This is a genomic window from Bradyrhizobium sp. Kon69 (assembly GCF_055807515.1).
Window position 1 is genome coordinate 116,721 of record NZ_JBVVOS010000023.1, and the last position, 24,461, is coordinate 141,181.

The window sequence follows — 24,461 nt, forward strand, 5'->3', positions numbered from 1 at the left end:
CCGGCCGATTTGCTACTGCTCGCCCAAGATGCGATGAATTTGCGCGAAGCAATTGGAGCCGATGGATGAGCGCACACAATCCGATGCCTCGGTCGGCCTGGATCTTTCCGGCGCTGGCCGTGCTGTTGTTCGCGGCCGTCAGCGCGACGGGGTACGTGTTCACGCTGTCGTTCGGCGGGCTCGTCTTCGCCCTCGTGCTCCTCGTCATCCTGTTCGGCACGGTGTTTGCCGCGGTCCATCATGCCGAAGTGATCGCCGAGCGGGTCGGCGAACCCTACGGCACGCTGGTGCTGACGCTCGCGGTGACCATCATCGAGGTGGCGCTGATCACCACGATCATGCTGGGCGACAAGCCGGCCCCGGAACTGGCGCGCGACACCGTGTTCGCCGTGGTCATGATCGTCTGCAATGGCCTCGTCGGGCTCTGCATCTTCATCGGCGGCCTGCGCTATCGCGAGCAGGGCTTTCAGCTCTCCGGCGCCAACGTTTATCTCAGCGTGCTGTTCGCGCTCGCGACCATCACCCTGATCATGCCGAACTACACCACGACCACGCCGGGCCCGGTCTATTCGGCGGTTCAACTCGGCTTCGTCGACGTTGTCACGCTCGCGCTGTACGGGGTGTTTCTCTACACCCAGACCGTACTGCACAAGGATTACTTCGTTCACGACCGGGCGGGCGGCGGCAGCGGCGAGGCGCATCTGTCGGGCCGGACTATGGTGCTCAGCATCGTGCTGCTGCTGATCGCGTTGCTGGCGGTCGTGCTGCTATCCAAGAAATTCTCGCTGGTCGTCGACGCCGTCGGGGCCAAAATTGGTGCGCCGCCTGCCTTTGCCGGACTTCTGGTGGCGCTCCTGATCCTGCTGCCGGAAGGCGTCGCGGCCGTCTCGGCGGCCCGCAAGAACGACCTCCAGAAGAGTATCAACCTCGCTTTGGGCTCCTCGCTGGCTACCATCGGGCTGACCATCCCGGCCGTCGGTGTCGCCACCTATGCACTCGACAAGGAGCTCACGCTCGGCCTGAGCGAGCAGGGCATCGTGCTTTTGCTCCTCACCTTCTTTTTGAGCATGCTGACCTTCGGTACAGGCAGGACCAATGTCCTGTTCGGGCTGGTCCATATGGTGGTATTTGCCGTCTACGTGTTCATGGTTTTCGTGCCCTGAACCGGTTTTCCGGATTTGCCCCCAGGAGAGTTCCGATGCTTGCCGCCAGGTCCGAGGTTCAGGTCGACAATGAGCAGGTTCGGGTGACCGAGTGGCGGCTCGCGCCAAACAGCGCCACCGGGCATCACACCCACGGCATGGATTAGGTCATTGTTCCCGTGGTCGCAGGGGAAATGACCATCGTGGCACCCAATGGCGAGCGGTCCAAAGCACAGCTTGCGGCTGGGAAATCCTATTTTCGCAAGGCCGGCGTCCAGCACGACGTGCTTAACGAAACCGCAACCGAGATCGTGTTCCTTGAGGTCGAGCTGAAGCCGTAATTCCGGCGTACCCCTTTGCCATTGATCTGTCGCAGTTGATCCCTCACTATGCCTCAAAGTTCCCGCATCAGATCGCGCGGGGAGTGGCCGGAATGCTGAAATACATCGCTAAAATCTCGATGGACATCTTCCCCTCGGTGCTCGCAACGATCATCGGGGCATATATCGTTAATCATTACATCAACGCCAAGCCGGCGGCGGATGCACCCGCGGCCGTGACGGCGCCCGCCGAGGCTGGCAAGAACGGCAAGCCCGCCGATGTGGCCAACCTCCCCGCGCCCGGCGTCAAGGCCAAGGGCATTTCCGAGAAGAAGGTGACGGACAAGCCGGCGACCGAGAAGTCTGCCGATCAGCCCGCCGCGGAGTCGAAGACCTCGACGGCGGACGTGGCACCGGCCGAGGCCGCGCCGCGCGGCAAGCCGTCCGCACGCGAGAAGGCAGTCGCCAAGTCCAGCCCGGCCGTCAGTGCACCCGCTCCCGCCACCCCGGTGGTGGAGGCCAATTCGGCGCCGGCTGCTGCTGCGCCGGCCGCAACCCCCGACGCCAACGATCTCGTGCGCGCCGCGATCGAGCGCCTGCGCAAGTCGCCTGAGAGCAAAGCGGCTGAGGCCAAAGCTTCCGACGCAAAGTCTTCCGACGCAAAGGCTTCCGACAACAAGTCTTCCGAGACCAAGTCGCCCGAGAAGACTCAGGAGCCTGCGGTGCGTGAAGCCGCCCGCACCCCGGAGGCCCCGCGTGTCATTCCCGTGGATACGTCATCGGTGCGTCCGTTGCCGCCGCCGATCACGGTCTCGACACCCGCAGCCGAGGCTTATGGCAATGGCGGCTCGTCGCAGGCGAGCCCACCCTATACCGCCTCTGTCGGCAACGAGAACCCGAATCGGCTGACGCCCCCGGCTGATATTCCGGTCCCGATGATCGCGCCCCCGCTCGATCTGCGCGCCGATGCCGGCGCGTCCATGCCGCGGCCGAAGACCAATGTCGCCGACGACATGCTGTCGGGCGTCAAGTCCATGTTCCATTCCGTTCTGCCGAAGAGCGTCACCCCGGATTAAGACGGCGCCTGCGCTGCGCCAGAATCGTCAGCCGCCGACGCGGGCGAGACCGCTGCGGGCGACGTCGTCGCGTGGACGAAGCGAGACCGCCTTGGTGTAGGACGCCGCCGCCTTGGTCCTGTCGCCCAGCCGTTCATAGGCTTGCCCGCGTATGGTCCAGACCTGGGCATTGTGGGGATCGGCCTCGGAAGCCTCGTCCAGGTCGGCCGCGGCCTCCTTGACCTTGCCGAGGGCGAGATAGCTGATGGCGCGGCCGAGCAGCGGCTCGACCTTCTGCGGGTTTAGGCCGCTCGCGGCGCTGAAATCGGCGATCGCGAAATCGTGCTGGTTCTTGCCCTGGTAGATCAGGGCGCGGCCATAGAGCGCCTGCGCATTGTAGGGATCGAGTCCGACCGCGTGATTGAATTCATCGAGCGCGGCCGCCGTCTCGCCGGACTTTGCCAGGGCCTGGGCCTTTGCCGTATGGGCCTGGGCTTCGCTGACATTGCCGGCGCTGACCACGTTCTCGGCGGTCGTGGCTGCCTTGGATGCCTCCTGCGGCTTCTCCTTCTCCGGCGTCAGCGATCCCAGGTCGAAGGAGCAGCCGCACAGCGAAATCCCCATCAAGGCCAGCGCAAACGGCTGCCGCAGGATCTGGCGTAACCGCGCCAAGCCGCGCTTGGGGAAAGGGGAGGCCATCTACGGTTCGCTCGCGCTGGTGCCGCATCGGTAGTGCCCCATCCCAGGAAGGCACCGTTCACAAAACAATAACGCGGGCCAGGGGCCCGCGTTATCGAAAACTGAAGTCTCTCAAATTCGGTAAATCAGCGCGGTCCGCGCGGACCAGCACTTGCACCTGCACCAGCACCGGGGCCACCGCGACCGCCACGATCACCGCCGGGGCCAGCGCCGAACACCGGCTTCGGCTTCATCGGCAGCAGGCCTTCGCGCTGCAGCTTCTTGCGGGCCAGCTTGCGTGCGCGACGCACGGCTTCGGCCTTTTCGCGGGCCTTCTTCTCGGAGGGCTTTTCGTAGTGACCGCGGAGCTTCATCTCGCGGAAAATACCCTCGCGCTGCATCTTCTTCTTCAGCGCCTTGAGGGCTTGGTCGACATTGTTATCGCGAACGAGAACCTGCACGCGGCATCCTCTTCAGTGGATCGGATTTGAATTCTGGTAAGTCAAAGGGGATGGCGAAACGCACAAGCCCTTAACCTTGAGGGCGCGGATGTATCAGACAAAACTTGGGATGTCCACCGGCCAAGCGGGTTTTCGGGCCAAGTTCAGCCATTAAATGAGGCGAAATACCTCTGTGCGGCCCTGATTTGGGAGATTTGACGCCAAGGGTGGGGCCGTTTCCGGAGCTTTGGTCCGGAATCTTTGAAAGCAGGGGACGACACACATGGATATGAAGAAATACGCGGCCGAGGCTATCGGCACCTTTTGGCTCACATTCGCAGGTTGCGGGAGCGCGGTGATCGCAGCCGGCTTTCCGCAGGTTGGCATCGGCCTGGTCGGTGTCTCCCTCGCGTTCGGGCTCAGCGTGGTCACCATGGCCTACGCGATCGGCCACATCTCAGGCTGCCATCTCAATCCGGCCGTCACCGTCGGTCTTGCCGCCGGCGGACGTTTTCCAGCCGGACAGATCCTGCCTTATGTGATCGCACAGGTCGCCGGCGCGATCGTGGCCGCGTGGCTGCTCTACGTCATCGCAAGCGGAGCTTCCGGCTTCGACGTCAGCAAAGGATTCGCGTCCAACGGCTACGACGCCCATTCTCCCGGCCAGTACAGCATGATCGTGTGCTTCCTCACGGAGGTCGTGATGACCATGATGTTCCTGTTCATCATCATGGGCGCCACCCACGGCCGTGCGCCCGCGGGCTTTGCGCCGCTGGCGATCGGACTCGCGCTCGTGATGATCCATCTCGTCAGCATCCCCGTCACCAACACCTCGGTGAACCCGGCGCGCAGCACGGGGCCTGCATTGTTCGTCGGCGGCTGGGCGTTGTCGCAGCTCTGGCTGTTCTGGGTCGCGCCGCTGATCGGCGGCGCGCTGGGCGGGGTGATCTATCGCTGGCTCAGCGACGAACCCACCGGCGTCGTCGCTGGCGCAAAGACGGCGTAATCGCAAAGCGGGATCGCGGCATGCGCCGCGGTCCCGTCAATCGCCGGTCGTGGGTCGCACTTCGGTGACGTGCCCCATCTTGCGGCCGGGGCGCGGCGCGCCCTTGCCGTAGATGTGCACGGTCGCGCCCGGCACGCTCAGCCACTTGTCATATTCGTTGATCTCGTCGCCGATCAGATTGGTCATGGTGACGACCTCGCCGTGGCGCACGGGCTTGCCGAGGGGCCAGCCGGCAATGGCGCGGATGTGCTGCTCGAACTGCGAGACGGATGCACCGTCGAGCGTCCAGTGTCCGGAATTGTGCACGCGCGGAGCGATCTCGTTGACCAGCACCTTGGGTCCGGTGCCGTTGGCGAGCACGAACATCTCGACGGCAAGCACGCCTACATAATCGAGCGCGCCCGCGATCTTGCCGGCGATGCTGCGTGCTTCCTCGGCGAGCACGTCCGGGATCCGGGCGGGCGCTCGGGAGATCTTCAGGATGTGGTCGCGGTGCTCGTTTTCGGTGACGTCGAAACACTCGACCTGGCCTGTCGCGGAGCGGGCAGCGATCACGGAAATCTCACGTTCGTACGGCACGAAGGCTTCCAGGATGGCCGATTTGGTGGCGAGACTGGTCCACACTTTCGCGACGTCGTCGCCCTCGCGGATGATGGCCTGGCCCTTGCCGTCATAGCCGAAGCGGCGGGTCTTCAGCACCGCCGGAAGGCCGATCCTGGCGATAGCCTCGCGCAACGACGGGACCGAGGTGACGTCGGCATAGGCTGCGGTGCCGATGCCCAGCCGCGTCACGAAATCCTTCTCGGCGAGCCGGTCCTGGGTGGTCTCAAGGATCTTGCGGTTGGGCAGCACGGGACGGCGCGCATCCAGCACCATCGCGGCCGCGGACGGCACGTTCTCGAATTCGTAGGTGATGACGTCGACGTCGTTGGCGAACAGCTCGAGTGCTTCGACATCGGCATATTCGGCGCAGGTCGCATTCAGGACGACGTCGAAGGCCGGTGAATCCGGATCGGGCGAGAACACCTGGCAGCGCAGGCCGAGCCGTGCCGCCGCCATCGCCAGCATCCGTCCTAATTGTCCGCCGCCGAGAATGCCAATGGTGTCGCCGGGCTTCAGCTTCACCTGCTTTGCGTCAGTCACGCCTTGTCCTCCGGGCGCTCGGCCACGGCCTCGGTCTGCGCCTTGCGCCAGGAAGTGAGGCGATCGGACAAGGCCGGGTCGGACAAGGCCAGCACGGCGGCCGCCAACAGCGCCGCATTGACGGCGCCGGCCTTGCCGATGGCGAGGGTGCCGACCGGGATGCCCGCGGGCATCTGGACGATCGAATAGAGCGAATCGATACCCTTGAGCGTCCTGGATTCGATGGGAACGCCGAACACGGGCAGTTCCGTCAGCGCTGCCGCCATGCCGGGCAGGTGCGCAGCGCCGCCCGCGCCGGCGATGATGACCTTGTAACCGGCCCCCTTGGCGCCCTTGGCGAACGCAAACAGCCGGTCGGGGGTGCGGTGTGCCGAAACGATGCGGGTGTCGGCGACAACGCCGAGCGCTGCGAGCGTGTCGGCGGTATGCCGCATCGTGTCCCAGTCCGACTGGCTTCCCATGATGATGGCGATTGGCGCGGTCATGACGTCAATTGTGCTCGAAAAACAGGAAGATAGGCCAGATTAGCGGTTCCGGCCGGTTGCTCGCAAGGCGGTGGCAAGGAGAAGGGAATGCACTATCCTGTCTTGGTGAATCCCCGCAAGCCTTCATTGAGCAGGATGCCCATGAAGAAACCAAAAAGGGCGAGCGCTGCGAAGGCCAAAAAGGGCCCGAAAACCAGCGCCGGTCGCTCCAAAGTTGTTCCCAAGCGTCTGGCCAAGAGTCCGGCGCGGCGCGGAGCGTCGGCCGCAGGCGGCGCCAAGGGGCCTATGAAGCCGGCCGTCAACGCGACCATCCGCGACCTCCGGAGCAAGCTGAAGGGGGCGCTGCGGCGGGTCGCGGAGCTCGAGGCAGCCGCCGACACCGACTTCCTGCTCGAAATTCCGAACCGGCGCGGCTTCGAACGCGAACTCGCTCGCGCCGTCGCCTACATGAAGCGCTACCGCGCCAGCGGCGCGCTGATCGTGCTCGACGTCGATCGGCTGAAGCCGATCAACGATTCCTTCGGCCATGGCGCCGGCGACGAGGTGCTGAAGGCGATTGCCACCACGCTGACGCGGCAGATCCGCGCCTCGGACGTGGTGGGCCGGCTTGGCGGCGACGAGTTCGCGCTGCTGCTCTGGAATCTCAGCGAGACCGACGCCAAGGCGAAGGCCGCGGCTTTCGAGCAGGCCGTCGACGAATTGTCCTTTGTCTTTCGTGGCCAGCACGTGAGCGCGGGCGCTTCCGCCGGCGTCGCCCTGCTTGGAGTGCAGTCCGACGCCACGCGGGCCCTGGAGGAGGCCGATGCCGCCATGTATGTGCGCAAGGCGCACCGGCGGCACGAGCCGCGCATCAGGCTCGTCAGCAGCTAGTTAAAGTGTGCCGAGGTCTTTCGGTACGTTGCCGAAGCTGCGGAGCAGTTTGGCGTCGCCGAATTCGCCGGTCATGGGATCGCCGCTGCGGCTGAACGCGACGGCGCCGGTGTGGCCGGCGCCGTGCGACATGATCTCGGCGCGCCGTAACGCGGCCGCCGCGCTCTGGCATTCCTCGGCCGCACCTGCGACCGGCGAGCCGTCCTCGTCGGTCAGGAAAGGTAATGCAACGTAATAGGTGACATCGGACATGGTCGGCTCCGATAGCTGACAGTCAGGCGGCGCTGCTCTTGCTGCGCGAGGTCTCCGGAATGCAACCTGCGGAAACCGCCGCCTGCAATTCCTCCAGCTCGGCCTCCAGATATTCATTGGCCATGATCAGCGCCTTGATGGTGCTGCGCAGATTGCCGTCGCACATCGCGATCGCCTGATCACAGGCTTGTTCATAATGACCGTTGTCGAGAAGGGCGGCTGCCGACATCTGCGTTTTCCTTGGACGGTTTTCCCGGGGGCGTTGGTGCCCAAATGTTCTTATTTTGTTCCTTTCGAGTCAAGCGGATTCACATACGGCGGGTCGCCGTGAGCTGTCCTCCTGTGGATCAGGCGATGATATCGGGCGTGATCTGGTCTTCGATGAACGCGATACGGTCACGCAACAACAGCTTGCGTTTCTTCAGCCGCTGTAACCGCAACAGGTCGGGGGCGGGCGATTGATGCAGTGCATCGATCGCCGCATCAAGATCTCGGTGTTCCTGGTGCAACCGGGCGAGCTCGGATTCGAGTTCGCGCGCATCTTCATTGGTCATGTCTGCGGTGGCCGAAAAACCGATAGGCGTGAGATTAAGGCTGTGGATGCCCTGTGGAAACTATCGTCCTTGCGCGCCGTGATCGCAAGCGATCTCGGGCTGTCCCGCGTCGATCTCCCGCGGGATATTTCTGCGGTCGCTCCGACGTTGCGCAAGCGCATTGATATCACGGATTTTTCCCGCGTGGTTCCCTTACTCACGCTTCGTTACATATGAATTTTCAAAAATGACAGTGCGACGACGGATACCCATCGACAGAACGAATCGGTGATGTACACTTCGTCGTCCGGTCGAATCCAAGGTTCACCCCTACCGAGGAGGTTTCGAATGACAATTCAGGCACATCTGGTTGAATTGGAACGGAAGCATAAAACTCTCGAAAACGAATTGCACGAAGCTCTCGTGCACCTTTCAACAGACGACCTGCAAATTGTTGAGTTGAAGCGCCGGAAGTTGATGGTCAAGGACCAGATCGAGCGTCTAAGGCACGGCGACACGCTCCACTAGTAACCCCCGTAACAGCGTAGAGTTGATCGCACCCTTCAAGCAGGGATGAGAGCCTTTGCGCTCATCCCTGCTGTAAGGTGCGCGCCGTGCAAGGATTGCGCGGCTCTAGCTTCTTGTCTGGACGCGGTTCTTTACGCGCAACCGGAATCCAATTCGCTCTAAACCACTAGATGTTTGCGAGCTCCGCGACGTGATCCGCGATCGCGAGCGATGACGTCAGTCCGGGCGACTCGATGCCGAACAGATTGATCAGGCCGTCGACGCCGTGATCGCGCGGGCCCTGCATCAAGAAATCCTGCGTGGCCACCGCCGGCGGCACGATCTTCGGGCGGATGCCTGAATAGCTCGGCATGAGCGCACCGTCAGGCAGCGTCGGCCAGTATTTGCGGATGGCCGGGTAGAAGCGCTCGGCGCGTGACGGGTCGACCTCATAATTGATCGTCTCGATCCACTCGACGTCGGGGCCGAAACGGGCCTGCCCTGCCATGTCCAGCGTCAGATGCACCCCTAGCCCACCGGGCTCGGGCACCGGATAGATCAGGCGCGAGAACGGCGCCTTGGCATTGCAGCTGAAGTAGTTTCCCTTGGCGAGGTAGGCCGTCGGGATCCGTTCCAGCGGCATGCCCTCGATGTTGCGCGCCACATTGGTCGCCGAGAGCCCGGCGGCATTGACGAGGAGGCTGCATTGCAGCGTCATCGGCGCTTCGCCGCCCGCCTCGATCTCAATCACGCCAGCGGTCGCCTTGGCACGGATCAGCGGGGTGTGGAACGCGAAGGCCGCGCCCGCGTCCTCGGCTTCGCCGCGCAGCGAGAGCATGTAGGCGTGGCTGTCGATGATGCCTGTCGACGGCGACAGCAGCGCGGCGTCGCAGGCGAGCGCCGGCTCCAGCGCACGTGCCGCATCGCCCGCGAGGAGCTGCATGTCGAGCACGCCATTGGCCTCGGCATGCGCCTTGATCGATTGCAGCTTCTCGGTCTCTTTCGGATTGGTCGCGACGATCAGCTTGCCGCAATTCCTGTGCGGGATGCCGCGCTCGGAACAGTAACGGTAGAGCGCGTGCTTGCCGTCGACGCACATGCGCGCCATCCAGCTTCCGGCGCGGTAGTAGATGCCGGCATGGATCACCTCGCTGTTGCGCGAGGAGGTGATGGTGCCGATGGCCTCGGCTTGCTCGAGCACGATCACCTCGCGCCCGGCTTGCGCCAGCTTTCGAGCCACCGCGAGCCCGATCACGCCGGCTCCGATGACGACGCAGTCGACCCTATCCATGGTTGTGCAGGACGTCCGCTCGAAGCGATGAAGGCCTCGCGCCTGGGAACGGCGGCGCGGGAGCGTTTTCCGTTAAGGAAGCATTTATCATGTCAGGGCAATTGCCGTATTTGATGCCACATTGTTCCGTTGCGCGTACAGGCGTTTACCCGATCCAAACCCGCCAGGCCAGACAATCCGACGTTGAAATCGCGGGTGGCTGATGGCTGAGAAGAACTGGCACGCGGGCAGCGCGCTTCCGATTGCGGTGCAGGCCGTCGTGTGCCTGGCCGCAGCGGTAGCGCCTGCGCGCGCCTTTGCCCTCTCCGACAGCTTCACCCCTCCGAGCTATCTCGGCGAGCTTGATCCCAACGTGATCTGGGAAGCCCTGATCGCGGGCGTCGTGATTTGCTCGTTCCTCGTCGCGATCGCGCTGTGGATCCATTCCTCACTGCGCCGAACCAGGCGTCTGCAACTGCGGCGCAATGCCTTCGTCTCCTCCGCGATGAACAATCTCAACCAGGGCGTGGTCATGACGGATGCGCAGCGGCGCATCATCTTCTGCAACGACCGCTATATCGAGATTTACGGCCTGGCGCGGTCGGATCTCTGGGCCAACATGAACGGCTACGAACTCCTTGAGCTGCGACGCAAGCGCGGGGTGCTCGGCGCCGCCTCCAACGACGAGTTCTACGAGAAGGCGGCAAGCACCAACGGCTTGATCACCGAACTGCCGGACGGGCGAGCCATCCTGGTGAAATATTTCGTGCTGCCCAACGGCGGCTCGGTGACGACGCATCTGGACGTCAGCGAGCAGCGCAGGCTGTCGCGGCAGCTCGCCTCCACCAAGCAGTTCCTGGAAACGGTGCTGGACAACGTGCCGGCCTGCGTGGCCGCCAAGAACATCGAGGATGGCCGCTACATCTTCGCCAACAGCGCCTATGAGCGCTTCTGGGGCTTCTCACGCGACCATGTCGTCGGCAAGAACGCGCGCGAGCTGTTTGCGCCGATCTCGGCAGCCAGCATCGAGGCGACCGACCGCACGGCGCTCAATTCGCCGGACGGCCAGTTTCGCAACGAATTCGAGGTCGACCGCGCCGGTGAGCGACGCATGGTTGCCTCGATCCGGATCGTGGTCCGCGACGAGAGCAACAAGCCCGAATTCCTGATGCTCGTGTTCGAGGACATCACCGACCGCCGCTCGCTGTCGAAGGAGCTGGAGAGCACGAAGAAGTTCCTGGAGCTCGTGGTCGACAACATCCCGGTGGCCCTGATCGTCGAGCAGGTCAAGGACGGCCGCTACCTGCTCGCCAACCGCAGCGCGGAGACGATCCTCAACCGCAGGCGCGAGGAAGCCACGGGCCTGACCGCGTCCGACATCTTCAATCCCAAGGAAGCCAAGCTGATCATCGCGCGCGACGAAGCCGCGATCAAGAAGCGTGGAATGATCACCGAAGAGCACCCGATCTCCACCAAGGACGGGCTGCGGCTGTTCCTCACCCGCCGCGCCACCGTGCTGAGCGACACCGGCGAGCCGCAATATCTGATCAAGACCCACGAGGACGTCACCGATCGCCGGCAGACCGAGTCGCGCATGGCGCACATGGCCTACCACGACGGCCTCACCGATTTGCCGAACCGTGCCGCTTTCCTGCAGGCGTTGACCCAGATGATCGAGGCCTGCGAGGGCACCGGCGAGGAGTTCGCGGTTCTGTGCGTCGATCTCGACGGCCTCAAGGAGGTCAACGACGTCTTCGGCCATGCCCACGGCGACAAGCTTCTGGTCGAGGTGGCCCAGCGGCTCCAGGATTCCGCGCGCGGCGGCGTGGTGGCGCGCCTGTCCGGCGATGAGTTCGGCCTGATCATCGACGGCAAGCAGCCGGAGGCAGGTCTCGCCCTGGCGCAGCAGATCGGCGATGCCATCGCCGCGGAATTCCAGATCGACGGCCGCCCGGTCCGCGCCGGTGTCACCACCGGCATGTCGATCTTCCCGCACAACGGCGCCGACGCCGCCTCGCTGCTCGCCAATGCCGGCGCGGCGCTGTTCCGCGCCAAGCAGAAATCGCGCGGCACAATCAGCCTGTTCCAGCCGGAGATGGACCAGCAGATCCGCGATCGCCGCGTGCTGCACCAGGACCTCTCGATGGCAATCAAGAATGGCGAGCTCTCGCTCGCCTTCCAGCCGCAGGGGACTGCGGGCCACAGCGTCGCCGAGAGCGAGATCATCGGCTTTGAGGCGCTGGCGCGCTGGCAGCACCCGGTGCGCGGCCAGGTCTCCCCGGCCGAATTCATCCCGATCGCGGAGGAAAGCGGCCTGATCGTCGAGATGGGCGAGTGGATCCTGCGCGAGGCCTGCCGCGAGGCCGCCTCCTGGCCGACGCCGCTTCAGGTCGCGGTCAACCTGTCGCCGGCGCAGTTCATGCACGGCGACGTGGTCGGGCTCGTCCATTCCATCCTGCTCGAGACGGGTCTCGCACCCGGCCGACTCGAGCTTGAGATCACCGAGGGCGTGCTGATCGAGGACTTCGATCGCGGTCTTGCGCTGCTGCGCCGGCTCAAGGCGCTCGGCGTGCGCATCTCCATGGACGATTTCGGCAGCGGTTATTCCTCGCTGAGCTATCTCCAGGCGTTCCCGTTCGACAAGATCAAGATTGACCGCGCCTTCATCATCAATCTCGGCCGCAACCCGCAATCGGCGGCGATCGTGCGCGCGGTGATCGATCTCGGCCATGGCCTGGAAATGTCGATCGTCGCCGAGGGCGTCGAGACGTTGGAACAACTCGTCTTCCTCGCCGAAGAAGGCTGCGACGGCGTGCAGGGCTATCTGCTCGGCAAGCCCCTGCCGATCGGGAAATATGCCGGCCTCGTCGGTCGCGCCGAAGTCATGGAGCTTGCGCTCAAGACCGGCTAGTGCGTTTTCGAGCGAAGTGGATGCCGGTTCGCGTCAAGAAAACGCGCCAAACTAGAATCTAGAGCCCCGTTCCGATTTCATCGGAACGGAAATGGCTCTAGTGATGGCGGGCGCTTCTTTCGCTCCCATTCGACGGCTTCATGGCGGATTACGACCTTGCGATCATCGGCGGCGGCCTGAACGGTGTCAGCCTCGCGCGCGATGCCGCCGGCCGCAGCCTGCGGGTCATCCTGTTGGAGCAGGGCGATCTGGGCGGCGCGGCGATCTCTCGGTCCTGGAACGGCGCGGCTTCCGACGGGTGCGCCAGGCGCTCGCCGAGCGCCGGACCTGGCTCCGGATTGCGCCGCATCTGGTTCGGCCGATGCGCTTCGTGATCCCGGCGCATTCCGACGAGCGCCCGCCATGGCTGCTTCGCATCGGCCTGCTGCTCTACGACAGCCTCACCAGCCGGAACGGCCTGCCAGCAACGGCGACCCTCGACATCACGCATCATCCGGTCGGCAACGCGCTGAAACGACCATTCGGCACGGCTTTCGAATATTCGGATTGCGTCGTCGACGATGCCCGACTGGTGGTGCTCACGGCACTGGATGCGGCCGAGCGCGGCGCCGTGATTCGGACTGGAGCGCGCTGTGTGCGTGCCGATCGAACCGACACATGGCGGCTCGCGGTGGTCGACCGTGGCCATCGCCACGCGATCACGGCCCGGGCACTGGCCAACGCCACCGGCGGATGGACGTCGATGGTCGCCGAGACCGTGCTGCGGCAGCCGCAACCTGCCATGGCGGCGATGCAGATGAGCCAGATCATCGTCCCGCGGCTGTTCGATTCCGATAACGTCTACGTCTTCCAGAACCGCGATGGCCGGCTGATCTTCGCGAGTCCCCTCGATCGCGACTTTACGCTGATCGGCACAATCACGCACGATTTCACCGGCGATCCCGCGATCGTCGCGATGCGCGGGGCCGACGTCGGCTATCTCTGTGAGGCAGCCAGCCGCTATTTCCGCGAGCGCGTCGCCCCGACCGACGTGGTGCGCGCGGTCTCCGGCGTCAACCTGACGCTTGCGTCCGCGCGCCGGCGTGACGGCACCACGCTGTTCCACGCGCGGCGGCGCAAGGCGCCGCTGATCACGATGTTCGGCGGTGACGTCACTACCTCGCGCCTGCGGGCGGAGCGGGCGGTGACGAAGTTGACGCCGTTCTATCCGATGTCGCCGCCCTGGAGCGCAGGCGCGGCGCTGCCGGGCGGGGACTTCGCCTGGGATCGTTTCGATACCGAGGTCGATCTTGCGCGTGACCGCTGGCGCTTTCTGTCCGAGCCGCAAGCCCAACGCCTCGTCGCGGCCTATGGCTCGCGGCTGCCGGCTGTGCTTGCCGGGGCGAAGACCCGCGACGATCTCGGCCCCGCCTTCGGTCCCGAGTTGACGGGCGCCGAGGTGCGTTATCTCATGACCCACGAATGGGCGCGTTTTCCGGAGGACATCCTGTGGCGCCGTTCTAAGCTGGGTCTGACGATGTCAGCGCAGGAATGCGATGCGCTGGCTGCGTTCATGGCGAATCCGATGTGAACGAACGGCCTCTAACCGGTTGAGTGAGGGACGATCGGCCGCTAGCGTGCGGCGGGATTGGGTTGGCAGGGACCATGACTGACGAGTTGCCCAGAACAGACGCGGCTGCGGTCGGAGAGACGCAGTTCGCGGCCGGCGAGCCGCTGCTGCGCATCGAGGGCGTCGCCAAGACGTTCGGGACGTTCCGGGCCGTCGACGGCGTGTCGCTCGACATCAAGACCGGCGAGTTCTTTGCACTGCTCGGCCCCAGCGGCTGCGGCAAGACCACGCTTCTGCGCATGCTCGCCGGTTTCGAAGCGCCGGATCAAGGGCGCATCCTGCTCGGCGGCCAGGACATCGCGCAGGCGCTGCCGCATGAGCGGCCGATCAACATGATGTTCCAGAACTACGCGCTGTTTCCGCACCTGTCGGTGCGCGACAACATCGCCTTCGGCCTGAAGCGCGCCGGCATGGCGCGCGTCGACATTGCCACGCGTGTGGCGGAGATGGTTGCTCTGGTGAAGCTCGACGGGCTCGAGAAGCGCAAGCCCGACCAGCTCTCCGGGGGGCAGCGCCAACGCGTGGCGTTGGCGCGTGCACTGGCGCGGCGGCCGCAGCTCCTTCTGCTCGATGAGCCGCTCGCAGCGCTGGACAAGAAGCTGCGCGAAAACACCCAGGGCGAGCTGATGGAGCTGCAGCGCCGGCTCGGCATGACCTTCATCATCGTCACCCACGATCAGGAAGAGGCGATGACGATGGCGAGCCGGATCGGCGTGATGAGGGACGGCAAGCTCGCGCAGGTCGCTAGCCCGCGCGAACTCTACGAGGCGCCACGCTCGCGCTGGATCGCGGAGTTTGTCGGCGACGTCAACCTGTTCGACGCCGAGTCCAAATTGCGCGACGGTCATCGTCTGGTCATCGGCACGCGCGATGCGGGCACGCTGGTGGTGGCGGAGCCGCGCGAGCCGTTCGGCGAGGGCAGATTATCGATTGCGATCCGCCCCGAAAAGGTCAAGCTCTCGCGCCGTGGTCCGGTGAGGGAAGCCGGTCATGAAACGGCAATCAACCAGCTCGCCGGCGTGATTGCCGACATCTGCTATCTCGGCGGCACCACCACCTACAAGGTGAAGCTCGACGCCGGCGGGATGGTGCAGGCTTCGGTCGCCAATAGCGCGCGCCTTGACGTCGACGCTTACCGCCTGAAGCAGCCTGTCGTCGCCTGGTTCACGCCCGACGACTGCGTGGTGCTGCCCTCATGAGCGCGCGCCGCATCTTTGCGCGACCGGCTCGCTTTGCCGCGATCGCGCCCTATGTCTGGATGGTGCTTTTCTTCCTGGTGCCGTTCGGCTTCGTGCTGAAGATCAGCCTGTCGCAGACCGCGATCGCGCAGCCGCCTTACGAGCCGGTGTTCGACCTAATGGCGGGATGGGGGGCGCTGAAGGCCGCCTTTGCCGCGCTGTCGGTCGACAATTTCAGGCTGCTCGCCTCTGACGACATCTACGTGTTCGCCTATGTGCGTAGCCTCACCGTCGCCGTCACCGCGACCGCGCTGTTGCTTCTGATCGGCTATCCCATCGCCTACGGCATGGCGCGGCTGCCGGCGCGCTGGCAGGCCGTCGCGATGGTGCTGGTGATCGTGCCGTTCTGGACCTCGTTCCTGATCCGGATCTATGCCTGGATCAACATCCTCCAGCATGACGGCCTGCTCAACCAGATCCTGCTGGCGCTGCATCTGGTCAGCCAGCCGGTGGTGTGGCTCTCCACCGACAGCGCGATGTATATCGGCATCGTCTATTCCTACCTGCCGTTCATGATCCTGCCGCTCTATGCCACGCTGGCCAAGATGGAGCCGGTGCTGGAGGAGGCCGCCTCCGATCTCGGCGCACCGCGCTGGCAGGTGTTTTGGCTCGTCACCTTCCCGCTGTCGCTGCCCGGCGTCGGCGCCGGCGTGCTGCTGTGCTTCATCCCGATCGTCGGCGAGTTCGTCATTCCGGATCTCCTGGCCGGCTCCAATGCTCTGATGATCGGCCAGACCTTGTGGCTCGAATTCTTCACCAACAAGGACTGGCCGGTCGCCTCCGCCGCGGCCATCGTGCTGTTGGTGGTGCTGCTGGTGCCGCTGCTGCTGTATGAACGGCTGCAGAAGCGGCAGCTGGAACAGGGCCGGTGAGACGATGCGCAAGATCTCCCGCCTGTCCCGCTTCAACGTCGCCTCGCTCGCGCTGGGACTGGCTTTCCTCTACCTGCCGATCCTGATCCTCGTCATCTATTCCTTCAACGCCTCGCGGCTGGTGACGGTGTGGGGTGGCTGGTCGCTGCGCTGGTATCACGAGTTCTTCAATGACCGTGCCATGATCGAGGCGGCCTGGATGAGCCTGCGCGTTGCTGTCTCCTCCGCGACCATTGCGACCCTGATCGGCACGCTTGCCGCATTGGCGCTGTCGCGCGGCGAGCGGTTCCGCGGCCGCACCCTGTTCTCCGGCATGCTCTATGCGCCGCTGGTGATGCCGGAGGTGATTACCGGATTATCGCTATTGCTGCTGTTCGTGGCGCTGAATGCCGAGCGGGGCTTCTGGACGGTGACGATCGCCCATACCACGCTGACGATGTGCTTCGTCGCCGTCGTCGTGCAGTCCCGCCTCGGCTCGCTCGACCGCTCATTGGAAGAGGCCGCGATGGATCTCGGCTGCGATCCCGTACGCGCGTTCGTGGCCGTGACGCTGCCGCTGATCGCGCCCGCGATCGTCGCGGGCTGGATGCTCGCCTTCACGTTGTCGCTGGACGATCTCGTCATCGCGAGCTTCACCACCGGCCCGGGGTCGGCGACGCTGCCGATCCGGATCTATTCGGAGGTGCGGCTCGGTGTGAAGCCCGAGATCAACGCGATCTGCACGCTGGTGATCGCCTTGATCGCGGTCGTCATCGTGATCGCCTCGCTCGCCTCGAAACTGTCGAGCTCGCAGGGCGAGAGCGCGGCGCCGCTTTGATAGAGGAAGGCGATGATGATTTTCGCCTATCAAGTCCTGGTGCATACGCCGGTCTGGGTTTTCGCACTGCTTGCCTATCTCGTCTGGCAAGGTGTGCAGGCGATGCAGCCGCGCACGACGCCGATCTGGCGAGCGCTAATCGTACCAGTCGTGTTCATCGTCTGGGGGATATCCCGGATCGGCTTCGGGCATCAGGACAGCGCATGGCCGCTGGTCGCATGGTTTCTGGCCGCACTCGCGCTGCTGCCGCTAGGCGTGCTGACGCCGCGCCCTTTCGAACTGGATCACGCGACCGGGCAGATCATCCGGCCGGGCAGTCCAATTGGTCTGGTTCGCAACCTCGTCGTCTTCGCCTCGCAGTATACGATTGGCGTGATCTCGGCGATCGATGCCGGCGATCGTGCGCTGGCCGTCATCGTCGGCCGCGCCATCTCGGGCGCGACCGCCGGCTATTTCATCGGTTCGACGATCGCGCTGCTGATGGCGTATCGTCGCAAGAGCGCGATGGGATGATCAGCGCGACCGGGATGCGCGTTTCACAGCCTTGGTGCCTGTAGAACGCGATCGTGTCGCGGAGGCCGCGGCAGGCTCCGCGTACCGCGCGCGCACCGCGCCGTGGACGGCGGATCCAAGCTGCCGCAGCGCAAGGCTGTCGAGCGGAAATTCGAGCAGGATATGGATCAGGCTCAGCGCCAGCAGGAAGGTGAAGCCGAAGGCGTAATCGTAGAAATACAGCGCGGTCGAGATGGCGCTGGCGCCGGCCATCGCCGCCAGCCGCGCCTTTGGCACAGCGGTCCAGCGGATCACGTCGGCTTTGATGAACCAGTTGAGATAGTGATAGGTGTAGACGAAGGCGAGCAGGCTGGTCAGCCTGACGTCGAGCACGAGACCGGGCACCCCGAACAGCCGGCCGAGGGCCGGGCCGACATTGCCGAAGTAATCCTGTCCGACGCGCGCAAAGCTCGCGATCCGGATTTCGCCAGTTGGCGGCAGCAGCAAAATCGTGGCGAGCGCGACGAGATAGACGGCCACCAGCGCGGCCTGTATCCGGCTGCCGGACCGGTAGGCACCGAGCACCATGAAGATCAGCGTGAACAGGCAGACGTGGATCAGGGTCGGAATCAGGATGCCGATGACCGCGAGTGACGACCCGCTCGAATACATGATCGCGGACAGCGCGATGGCCGCCATGAACAGCAGCATGCTTTCGATTGCCGAGGTGGTGGCCGCCAGCATGGCACACACGACCAGCGCGCCCCACATCGCAGAGCCGAACCAGGATGCGTTGTCGATCAGGGCCGCGACCACGGCGACAATCGCCAGGACAGCAGCAATTCCGCGGTGAGGCAGATAGTAGCTGCGATCGTGCAGCCATGAGATCTCGGTGAAATAGTGCGCTGGACCGAGCACGACATAAGCCAGCAGCAACAGCTCGAACGGCACCAGATAGGACGCGGCGAGAGCCCCGAGCATCAGGCCGAGATGGAGTGCATCGTTGCTGCGCATGAGCGCCCCGCTGACTTTGCGGGCTGCAAGTTAGAGCAGGCTCGGACAACTTGCAATTGTCCGCCGGCCTGCTCAAGCGCCGTGCTTGCGGCGTCCCGATCCGTCCTGCTGCGTCAGGACTTCACCGCACCGGCCGTGAGCCCGCCAACCATGTAGCGCTTGAAGGCGTAATAGACCGCGGCCGGCGGCAGCGCGTAGATGAAGCCGGTGGTCATCAACAGCTCCCACGGCGAGTCGTCGGCGGCCAGGAAGTTGCCGAGCGCGACCGGTAGCGTGATGTCGGTGTCCTTGGACAAGAGCAGGAACGCGTAGAGATATTCGTTCCAGGCCAGCAGCACGGCATAGGTACCGATCGCGACCAGCGAGGGCATCATCAGCGGCACATAGACCAGGCGGAACAGCTGCAGCGTGGTCGCGCCGTCCATCACGGCGGCCTCGTCGAGCTCGACCGGCAGCTTGTCGGACGCCTGCTTCAGCACCCAGATCGCGTAAGGCGAGGCGATCGTCACCATGGCCAGGATCAGCGACCAGTGATTGTTGAGCAGGCCGTAATTGCCCATGGTGCGGTACATCGGCACGGCGAGGAACGCCGCCGGGATGAAGTAGGTGAACAGCGCGAGATTCATCACCCAGCGGCCGCCCGGCACCTTAAGCCGCGAGATCGAGAATGCGGCGGCGGTCGCGATGAACAAGGTCAGCGCGCCGGCGGCCAGTGCGATCACAGTCGAGTTCCAGAACTGGATCCAGAAGTCGCGCAGGAAATAGTGCTCTTGGTAGAACACGATGTGGAAGTTGTGCAGCGTTGGATGATCCGGCCACAGCTTGCCCGAGAACGCGTCCTCCTTCGGCGAGATCGCGAAGAGGAACATGTGGTAGATCGGAATCATGGTCCAGATGAAGACCGGGATGCCGATCAGCAGGAGCTTGGCTTCGGTACCAACTTCGCGGAGGGTGGGAAGCTTCATCGCGACAACCGTTTCATCATGAAGTACATCAGCGGCAGCACGAACGGTATCGCGCAGACGATGGAGGCCATCGCGAGCGAGAGCTGGTCGAGCCGGAGATAGCGGATGCCGAGCGTCGACAGCACATGCGTGAGGTCGGCCGGCCCGCCGCCGGTAAGCAGATAGACGCTGTTGAAGTCGCCGAGCGTCCAGATCATCGAGAGCAGCGTGCAGGTGACGTAGAGCATCTGCATCGACGGCCAGGTGATGAAGCGGAATTTCTGCCACGGACTGGCGCCGTCGACCTCGGATGCCTCGTACAGGTCCTGCGCGATCGCGAGCCGCCCGGTCAGCAGGATCAGCGTCCAGAACGGCAGCGACTTCCAGATATGCACGGCGATCGCCATGGTCAGCGCGACCGTCGGATCGTTCAGCCAGTTCGGGCCGTCATCGCCGGTGAGGGAGAAGATGAAATGGTTGACCATGCCCCATTCGGGATTGAGCATGAAGCGGACCGACAGGATGGTCGGGATCGACGGCACCGCCCAGGGCAGGATGAAGATCACCGACAGCCATTTGATCCAGGGGCGCTGCTGGGCGAAGAAGCCGGACAGGAACAGCGCGATCAGCATCTTCACGTTGATGCCGATGACCAGGAAGATCAGCGTGTTGACCGCGGCGCGCGCGAAGATCGGGTCGTTGTACAGCGCGACATAGTTCGCCGGATCGCGCGCCAGCCACAAGCCGTAGCCGACGGGATAGAGGACGAAGGCCAGGAAGACGAGTAGATAGGGCACAAGCAGCAAGATGCCCCAGACCTGCTGCGTGGTCAGGCGCGCCGACAGGGGAGGGGCCGGAATTGTGTCTGAGCCGGAAAGTGTGATCGCCATATCGCATACCCACCGAAAGCAACCGGTCGCGGAGAGCCGCGACCGGTATTAGCATATACCTTATTTCAGTCTGGGATCAGCCCGCGACCGCCTTGATGCGGGCGATCAGCTCGTCGACCGCCTTGTCCACCGGCACCTTCTCGCTGACCACGCGGTTCATCGCCTTGGCCCAGACGTTCTCGTTGTTCAGGATGGTGAACTTCCAGTTCTTGGTGAAGTCGAACGGGGCGGTGCCGCCCTTGAACTGCGCGTAGACCGCCTTGCGATGCCGGTCGGCCTGCCAGAACGGGCTCTCTTGGCTTTCCTTCGTCACCGGGAACCAGCGGCCGAGCGCACCCTCGATATAGGGGCGGACGTTCTCTTCCTGGAGCAGGAAGGCGATGAACTGCTTGGCCTCGGCCTTGTTCTTGGCCACGGAGAAGACCAGCCCGGTCTTGACGTCCGAGCGGTAGCGGATCGTCGAACCATCCGGAGCCTTCGGGAAGGACGCGGTGATGATGTCCTCGCCATAGGCTTTCTTGCCGGCGTCGCGCTGCTCCTGCGTGAGCGCCTGGTTCTGGGAGTCCTCGAACCATTTCGCCGCGATCGAGATCGTGAAGTTGTGGGTCATCACGATGGTCTTGTTGTGGAAGGCGACGTTGTTGTCGGGATCCTTCCAGGTCGTGGAGGACGGCGGCGTGCAGCCCTTGATATAGGTGTCGGTGTAGTCCTTCAGCGCGCTGATCAGGTTCTCGCGCACCTTGGGATCGTCGACCGTGAGCTTGCCGTCGTCGTCGACCAGTTTGACGTGGTAGGCGTCCATGAAGGTGTAGAACGACTGGAAGGCGTCGGTGGATTCGACGCCCATCGGTTGGCCGACGCCATAGATGCGCTGGCCCGTGGCCTTGCGGATTCCCGGCTGCACCTTGTCGCACCAGAACGTCCAGTAGCCCGCCCAGTCCGTCGGGATGTCGGCGAGCTTGAAGCCGGCCTTCTCCAACATGTCGTTCCAGATCTCGACATGCATGCTCTGCTGCTTCAGCGGGAAGCCGTAATAGGCCTTCTTCTTGGTGACGTCGTTGTAGAGGATCGACGCATCCAGCGTGTTCTGCACGAACCGATCCTTGATCGGCTCCATGATCTCGGAGAGGTCCTCGAGCTTGCCTTCGTAGGCCCACTTGCCCTGCACCTGCACGTCGTAGGTGTCGGAATAGGCAACATCGGGCACGGTGCCTGAATCGAGTGCGGCCACCGTCTTCGGAATCATGTCCTGGATCGCGTACTGCGACAATTCGACCTTGATGCCGGTCTTGGCTTCGAACTTCTTGATCGTGTCGAGCAGCGCGTCATCTTCGGAGCGGTAGAAGCCCTTGCCCCACCAGACCGTAATCGTCTTCTGCTGCGCAAATGCGGGTGCAGCGGCTGCAAACAGCCCGGCCGCAGCGACCGCCAGTGATACTGCGCCAATAACCTTGGATTTCACGTTTTTCTCCCTCAAACGGCCGGTGTTTTTAACCGGTCGTATAAAACACTAGCGCATGGCGGTAGTCCGATCTAGCGGCTTGTTGTCAGACATAGGTCGTGGGGGTGTCGGGCGAGAGGAGATGCTTAATGGGCGCATCGATCCAATCGCCGCATCGATGCGCCCTGATCAATTCGCGCCGATCGGCTGGTGCCGCATGATCGCCGGCCTTAATTGGACTTCGCGCCTTCCTTGGCGTTTTCCGCCGTCGGCGCTTCGGCCGGTGCGGGACGTTTCCCGGTGCCGGTGATGCGCTCGATGGCGGAGCGCACCGCGTCGCCCGGCTTGCGGTCTTTCAGCATGTCGAGCAGGGGCGCAGAGGCCGGCGAGCGGCGGATCAGGCTTTCCGGATCGGGAAAGACGAGGGGGTCGTCCCAGGGGCCCTGCACCACGAAGGGCAATTCGAACCCCGACGCGCTGTTGAGGCTGGCCACGCCCTTCATGTCGTATTCGCGCGTCGGCACCGAGGCTGTGCCGGTCATCGTGATCTTCGCCGCAGGTCCTTCGACGCGGATGTCCTCGGCGGTGGCGACGCCGTCGGAGAACTTCACCGCGATGGTGAGATTGTCGTAAGGGGTGGAGCCGTTGCGGAAATTGCCGCCGCCGGACAGCGGCCGCCGCTCGAGCCGCTTCAGGAGCTGCTCGGCATTGAAGCCCGCGATCGCGCCGTCATGCCCGGTCACGGTGGCGCTGCCGTCGAGCGACTGCACGAGGCCGAACGGGCTCGAGCCGGACGCCAGCAGCGAGACGTTGATGTTGCCGCGCCCGGACAGCTTGTTGATACCGAACAGCTCGGAGGCGCAGGCCTGAAGGTCGACGTCGGTGAACTGGAATTGCGCCTTGATGTCGGCGACGGTGTCGGAGCGCGCGATGCCGAACGAGCCCTTGGCGATGCCGCCATAGACCTGGGCCTCGCCGACCGAGAGCGCCAGCGTGCCGTTGCGCAGATTCGCGCCGATCGCGGTGCGGCCGAGTTTCGACGCCCCGACCGTCAGCTTGGCGGCCGACAGGCGCATGTCGAGGTCGGTGGTCGAGAGGGCGTTGAGGTCGAACAGCTGCCTGTTCCAGTCGCGCGCGCCACTCGCGAGCAGGCGGAAGGTCGAGATATAAGGTGTGAAGTCGAGCGCGTCGGCTGCAAGCGTCGCCTGCAGCGTCTGCCGGCCGTTATTGGCGTAGGTCATTACGCCCTCGGCGGTGTTGCCGTCGAGCTCGACATTGACATTGGTGAGCGCGATCGAGGCGCCGACGACATTGGCCCGCGCCTTCAGCGCGAAGCGGCCGAAGCCGCCGCTGGCGGGCTGCGGCTGGCCGGTCCAGCGCAGCGCGTTGCGCAAGGACGGGCTGTCGATGGTGAGCGTGCCCTCCATCATCGGGCTGGTGCGGTTGGCGACGCTGCCGTCGAAGGCGAGCTTGAGCGGTGCGCTCGCGATCCGTGCCTTCAACCCCGAGCGCTCGCCGGAGAGCGCGGCAACGAAATCGGAAAAGCTGATCGAGCCGTCGACCCGTTCGCCGCGCCAGTCGAATTGTCCGGTCGCAGCGAATGAGCGCGAGATCGAGGGCCAAGCCAGCGACAGGTCGATGTCCTCGAGCTTCTCGGTGCCGCGCGTGGCGGCGTCCTCGTAATTGAGCACGCCGTCCTGGATCCGGATCTCGGAGAACGACACCTGATTCTCGGCGCCGGGCTTCATGGTGCGCGCGATGGTCTGGATGAACGGCGTCCAGTTGCTCTCGCCGTCCGGCTTCAGGCTGACATGGATGCGCGGCCGCAGCAGCGTCAGGTCCGCGATCTCGAACCGTTGCAGCAGCAGCGGCAGCAGCCGCAGATTCGCGGTGAGCACGTCGACATGGAGCGCGGGGTCGCTGGTGCCGCCGCCCTTCAGGCCGACGTCATGGAAGGAGATGTAGCTTGCCGGCAGCACCGAAATGTCGATCGCGCCTGCGACATTGACCTCGAGCCCGGTGACGTCGCGGATCTGCGTTTCCACGGCCTTGCGCAGCGCGTCGCGATTGATGAGCCATGAGGTCGCGATCAGGGCGATCAGCGCCACGCCGAGCAGCGCCGCGATCGGCGTCCCGAGGCGCTTCATTCCTTGGGCCATGGTCAATGGCATGTCCTGATCGGGTTGGTCGCTGGAGCCAGAAGGCGGGCCGGGAAACCTGCGCGCCCCCACGCCCAAGACCTATTGTGTTAAGTGCCGCAACTTGATGGGTTTTCTTGTCGCTTTCAAGGCCGCGGGAACGGTTGCGCCCACGGCCTGGGCAGCTTCTATCACCCAGGGGCGGAGCGGAGAACCCCGTATCATTGACGGCTTCGGACGATTTCGCCTAATAATCGCCGCCACTAAGGCGCGACGCCTGCAAGCCGAAGGTTCACTCGAAGGTTATTTGCATGAAGAAGGTCTATCCCGACGCCAAGTCGGCTCTCGAGGGCGTTCTGAAAGACGGCATGATGATCATGTCGGGCGGCTTCGG

Annotated in this window: 23 protein-coding genes and 3 pseudogenes; 13 read left to right on the plus strand and 13 right to left on the minus strand. The window is 64.2% G+C overall.

Translation table 11 applies throughout. The features are described 5' to 3' along the window. The first annotated feature begins 65 nt into the window (after positions 1 to 65). The 3 genes and pseudogenes from AC0L3U_RS27970 (at position 66) to AC0L3U_RS27980 (ending at position 2,538) form a co-directional block, all read left to right on the plus strand. Positions 66 to 1,163: a calcium:cation antiporter gene (locus AC0L3U_RS27970; protein ID WP_456768040.1), complete on the plus strand. Its 1,098-nt coding sequence runs from the start codon at positions 66 to 68 to the stop codon at positions 1,161 to 1,163. A gap of 35 nt (positions 1,164 to 1,198) precedes the next feature. Further along, positions 1,199 to 1,483: pseudogene (locus AC0L3U_RS27975) on the plus strand (cupin domain-containing protein). 92 nt (positions 1,484 to 1,575) lie between these two features. Further along, positions 1,576 to 2,538, plus strand: a complete 963-nt coding sequence (locus tag AC0L3U_RS27980; RefSeq protein ID WP_473363984.1) for a hypothetical protein — start codon at positions 1,576 to 1,578, stop codon at positions 2,536 to 2,538. A gap of 27 nt (positions 2,539 to 2,565) precedes the next feature. Here the strand turns inward: AC0L3U_RS27980 and AC0L3U_RS27985 are convergent, their stop codons facing one another. Together AC0L3U_RS27985 and rpsU are read right to left on the minus strand one after the other, a co-directional pair. Then, a complete protein-coding gene (locus tag AC0L3U_RS27985) occupies positions 2,566 to 3,216 on the minus strand; it encodes a tetratricopeptide repeat protein (protein WP_473363985.1) in 651 nt (216 codons plus the stop codon). A 125-nt stretch (positions 3,217 to 3,341) separates the two neighbouring features. Continuing rightward, on the minus strand, positions 3,342 to 3,656 hold the full coding sequence (gene rpsU, locus AC0L3U_RS27990; RefSeq protein ID WP_007614218.1) for a 30S ribosomal protein S21: 315 nt from the start codon (positions 3,654 to 3,656) through the stop codon (positions 3,342 to 3,344). A gap of 262 nt (positions 3,657 to 3,918) precedes the next feature. On the opposite strand from rpsU, the gene aqpZ reads away from it, so the two are divergent. Next, the gene (gene aqpZ / locus AC0L3U_RS27995; RefSeq protein ID WP_473363986.1) at positions 3,919 to 4,641 is read left to right on the plus strand and encodes an aquaporin Z; all 723 of its coding nucleotides are present in this window, start codon (positions 3,919 to 3,921) and stop codon (positions 4,639 to 4,641) included. Between the two features lie 36 nt (positions 4,642 to 4,677). Here aqpZ and AC0L3U_RS28000 read toward each other — a convergent pair whose 3' ends face one another. Continuing rightward, the gene (locus tag AC0L3U_RS28000; RefSeq protein ID WP_027570364.1) at positions 4,678 to 5,784 is read right to left on the minus strand and encodes a 5-(carboxyamino)imidazole ribonucleotide synthase; all 1,107 of its coding nucleotides are present in this window, start codon (positions 5,782 to 5,784) and stop codon (positions 4,678 to 4,680) included. Next, positions 5,781 to 6,269: a 5-(carboxyamino)imidazole ribonucleotide mutase gene (gene purE / locus AC0L3U_RS28005; RefSeq protein ID WP_473363987.1), complete on the minus strand. Its 489-nt coding sequence runs from the start codon at positions 6,267 to 6,269 to the stop codon at positions 5,781 to 5,783. Before purE ends, AC0L3U_RS28000 begins: the two co-directional genes overlap by 4 nt. A gap of 141 nt (positions 6,270 to 6,410) precedes the next feature. Here purE and AC0L3U_RS28010 point away from each other — a divergent pair, with 141 nt between their 5' ends. Next, positions 6,411 to 7,139, plus strand: coding sequence for a GGDEF domain-containing protein (locus AC0L3U_RS28010; protein WP_473363988.1), 729 nt, complete (start codon positions 6,411 to 6,413; stop codon positions 7,137 to 7,139). Here AC0L3U_RS28010 and AC0L3U_RS28015 read toward each other — a convergent pair whose 3' ends face one another. The 3 genes from AC0L3U_RS28015 to AC0L3U_RS28025 all read right to left on the minus strand — a co-directional run bounded on the left by AC0L3U_RS28015 (position 7,140) and on the right by AC0L3U_RS28025 (position 7,945). After that, on the minus strand, positions 7,140 to 7,391 hold the full coding sequence (locus AC0L3U_RS28015) for a hypothetical protein (protein WP_027570367.1): 252 nt from the start codon (positions 7,389 to 7,391) through the stop codon (positions 7,140 to 7,142). A gap of 22 nt (positions 7,392 to 7,413) precedes the next feature. Beyond that, positions 7,414 to 7,620 (minus strand): hypothetical protein, encoded by a 207-nt coding sequence (locus AC0L3U_RS28020; protein WP_027519981.1) that lies wholly within the window; start codon positions 7,618 to 7,620, stop codon positions 7,414 to 7,416. Between the two features lie 118 nt (positions 7,621 to 7,738). Then, positions 7,739 to 7,945, minus strand: coding sequence for a YdcH family protein (locus AC0L3U_RS28025; protein ID WP_027519980.1), 207 nt, complete (start codon positions 7,943 to 7,945; stop codon positions 7,739 to 7,741). A 327-nt stretch (positions 7,946 to 8,272) separates the two neighbouring features. Between AC0L3U_RS28025 and AC0L3U_RS28030 the strand changes: the two genes are divergently transcribed. After that, on the plus strand, positions 8,273 to 8,452 hold the full coding sequence (locus tag AC0L3U_RS28030) for a YdcH family protein (protein ID WP_007596254.1): 180 nt from the start codon (positions 8,273 to 8,275) through the stop codon (positions 8,450 to 8,452). 166 nt (positions 8,453 to 8,618) lie between these two features. Here the strand turns inward: AC0L3U_RS28030 and AC0L3U_RS28035 are convergent, their stop codons facing one another. After that, complete coding sequence (locus AC0L3U_RS28035; protein ID WP_473363989.1) at positions 8,619 to 9,722, minus strand: NAD(P)/FAD-dependent oxidoreductase; 1,104 nt, start codon at positions 9,720 to 9,722, stop codon at positions 8,619 to 8,621. Between the two features lie 202 nt (positions 9,723 to 9,924). On the opposite strand from AC0L3U_RS28035, the gene AC0L3U_RS28040 reads away from it, so the two are divergent. The 6 genes and pseudogenes from AC0L3U_RS28040 to AC0L3U_RS28065 all read left to right on the plus strand — a co-directional run bounded on the left by AC0L3U_RS28040 (position 9,925) and on the right by AC0L3U_RS28065 (position 17,661). After that, positions 9,925 to 12,612: a sensor domain-containing protein gene (locus AC0L3U_RS28040; protein WP_473363990.1), complete on the plus strand. Its 2,688-nt coding sequence runs from the start codon at positions 9,925 to 9,927 to the stop codon at positions 12,610 to 12,612. Positions 12,613 to 12,752: 140 nt separating this feature from the next. Further along, positions 12,753 to 14,182, plus strand: a pseudogene (locus AC0L3U_RS28045) (glycerol-3-phosphate dehydrogenase). A gap of 74 nt (positions 14,183 to 14,256) precedes the next feature. Further along, positions 14,257 to 15,420 carry an ABC transporter ATP-binding protein gene (locus AC0L3U_RS28050; protein WP_473363991.1) on the plus strand — a complete coding sequence of 388 codons (1,164 nt, stop codon included), beginning with the start codon at positions 14,257 to 14,259 and terminating at the stop codon, positions 15,418 to 15,420. Then, complete coding sequence (locus AC0L3U_RS28055; protein WP_473363992.1) at positions 15,417 to 16,331, plus strand: ABC transporter permease; 915 nt, start codon at positions 15,417 to 15,419, stop codon at positions 16,329 to 16,331. The genes AC0L3U_RS28050 and AC0L3U_RS28055 overlap by 4 nt, the downstream gene beginning before the upstream one ends. A gap of 4 nt (positions 16,332 to 16,335) precedes the next feature. Then, on the plus strand, positions 16,336 to 17,148 hold the full coding sequence (locus AC0L3U_RS28060) for an ABC transporter permease (protein WP_473363993.1): 813 nt from the start codon (positions 16,336 to 16,338) through the stop codon (positions 17,146 to 17,148). A gap of 15 nt (positions 17,149 to 17,163) precedes the next feature. Beyond that, positions 17,164 to 17,661, plus strand: coding sequence for a DUF6622 family protein (locus AC0L3U_RS28065; protein WP_473363999.1), 498 nt, complete (start codon positions 17,164 to 17,166; stop codon positions 17,659 to 17,661). On the opposite strand, the gene AC0L3U_RS28070 is transcribed toward AC0L3U_RS28065, so the two are convergent. From AC0L3U_RS28070 to AC0L3U_RS28090, 5 genes are all read right to left on the minus strand, one after another. Further along, positions 17,662 to 18,654: a hypothetical protein gene (locus AC0L3U_RS28070; protein ID WP_473363994.1), complete on the minus strand. Its 993-nt coding sequence runs from the start codon at positions 18,652 to 18,654 to the stop codon at positions 17,662 to 17,664. It lies immediately after the preceding gene. 113 nt (positions 18,655 to 18,767) lie between these two features. After that, positions 18,768 to 19,619, minus strand: a complete 852-nt coding sequence (locus AC0L3U_RS28075; RefSeq protein WP_106942006.1) for a carbohydrate ABC transporter permease — start codon at positions 19,617 to 19,619, stop codon at positions 18,768 to 18,770. Next, entirely contained in the window at positions 19,616 to 20,488 is an 873-nt protein-coding gene (locus AC0L3U_RS28080; RefSeq protein ID WP_473264861.1) for a carbohydrate ABC transporter permease, read from the minus strand. Before AC0L3U_RS28080 ends, AC0L3U_RS28075 begins: the two co-directional genes overlap by 4 nt. A 76-nt stretch (positions 20,489 to 20,564) precedes the next feature. Continuing rightward, positions 20,565 to 21,950, minus strand: coding sequence for an ABC transporter substrate-binding protein (locus AC0L3U_RS28085; RefSeq protein ID WP_456768055.1), 1,386 nt, complete (start codon positions 21,948 to 21,950; stop codon positions 20,565 to 20,567). Between the two features lie 209 nt (positions 21,951 to 22,159). Further along, positions 22,160 to 24,088, minus strand: a complete 1,929-nt coding sequence (locus tag AC0L3U_RS28090; RefSeq protein WP_473364000.1) for an AsmA family protein — start codon at positions 24,086 to 24,088, stop codon at positions 22,160 to 22,162. 290 nt (positions 24,089 to 24,378) lie between these two features. On the opposite strand from AC0L3U_RS28090, the pseudogene AC0L3U_RS28095 reads away from it, so the two are divergent. Continuing rightward, positions 24,379 to 24,461, plus strand: a pseudogene (locus AC0L3U_RS28095) (succinyl-CoA--3-ketoacid-CoA transferase); the annotation flags it as partial.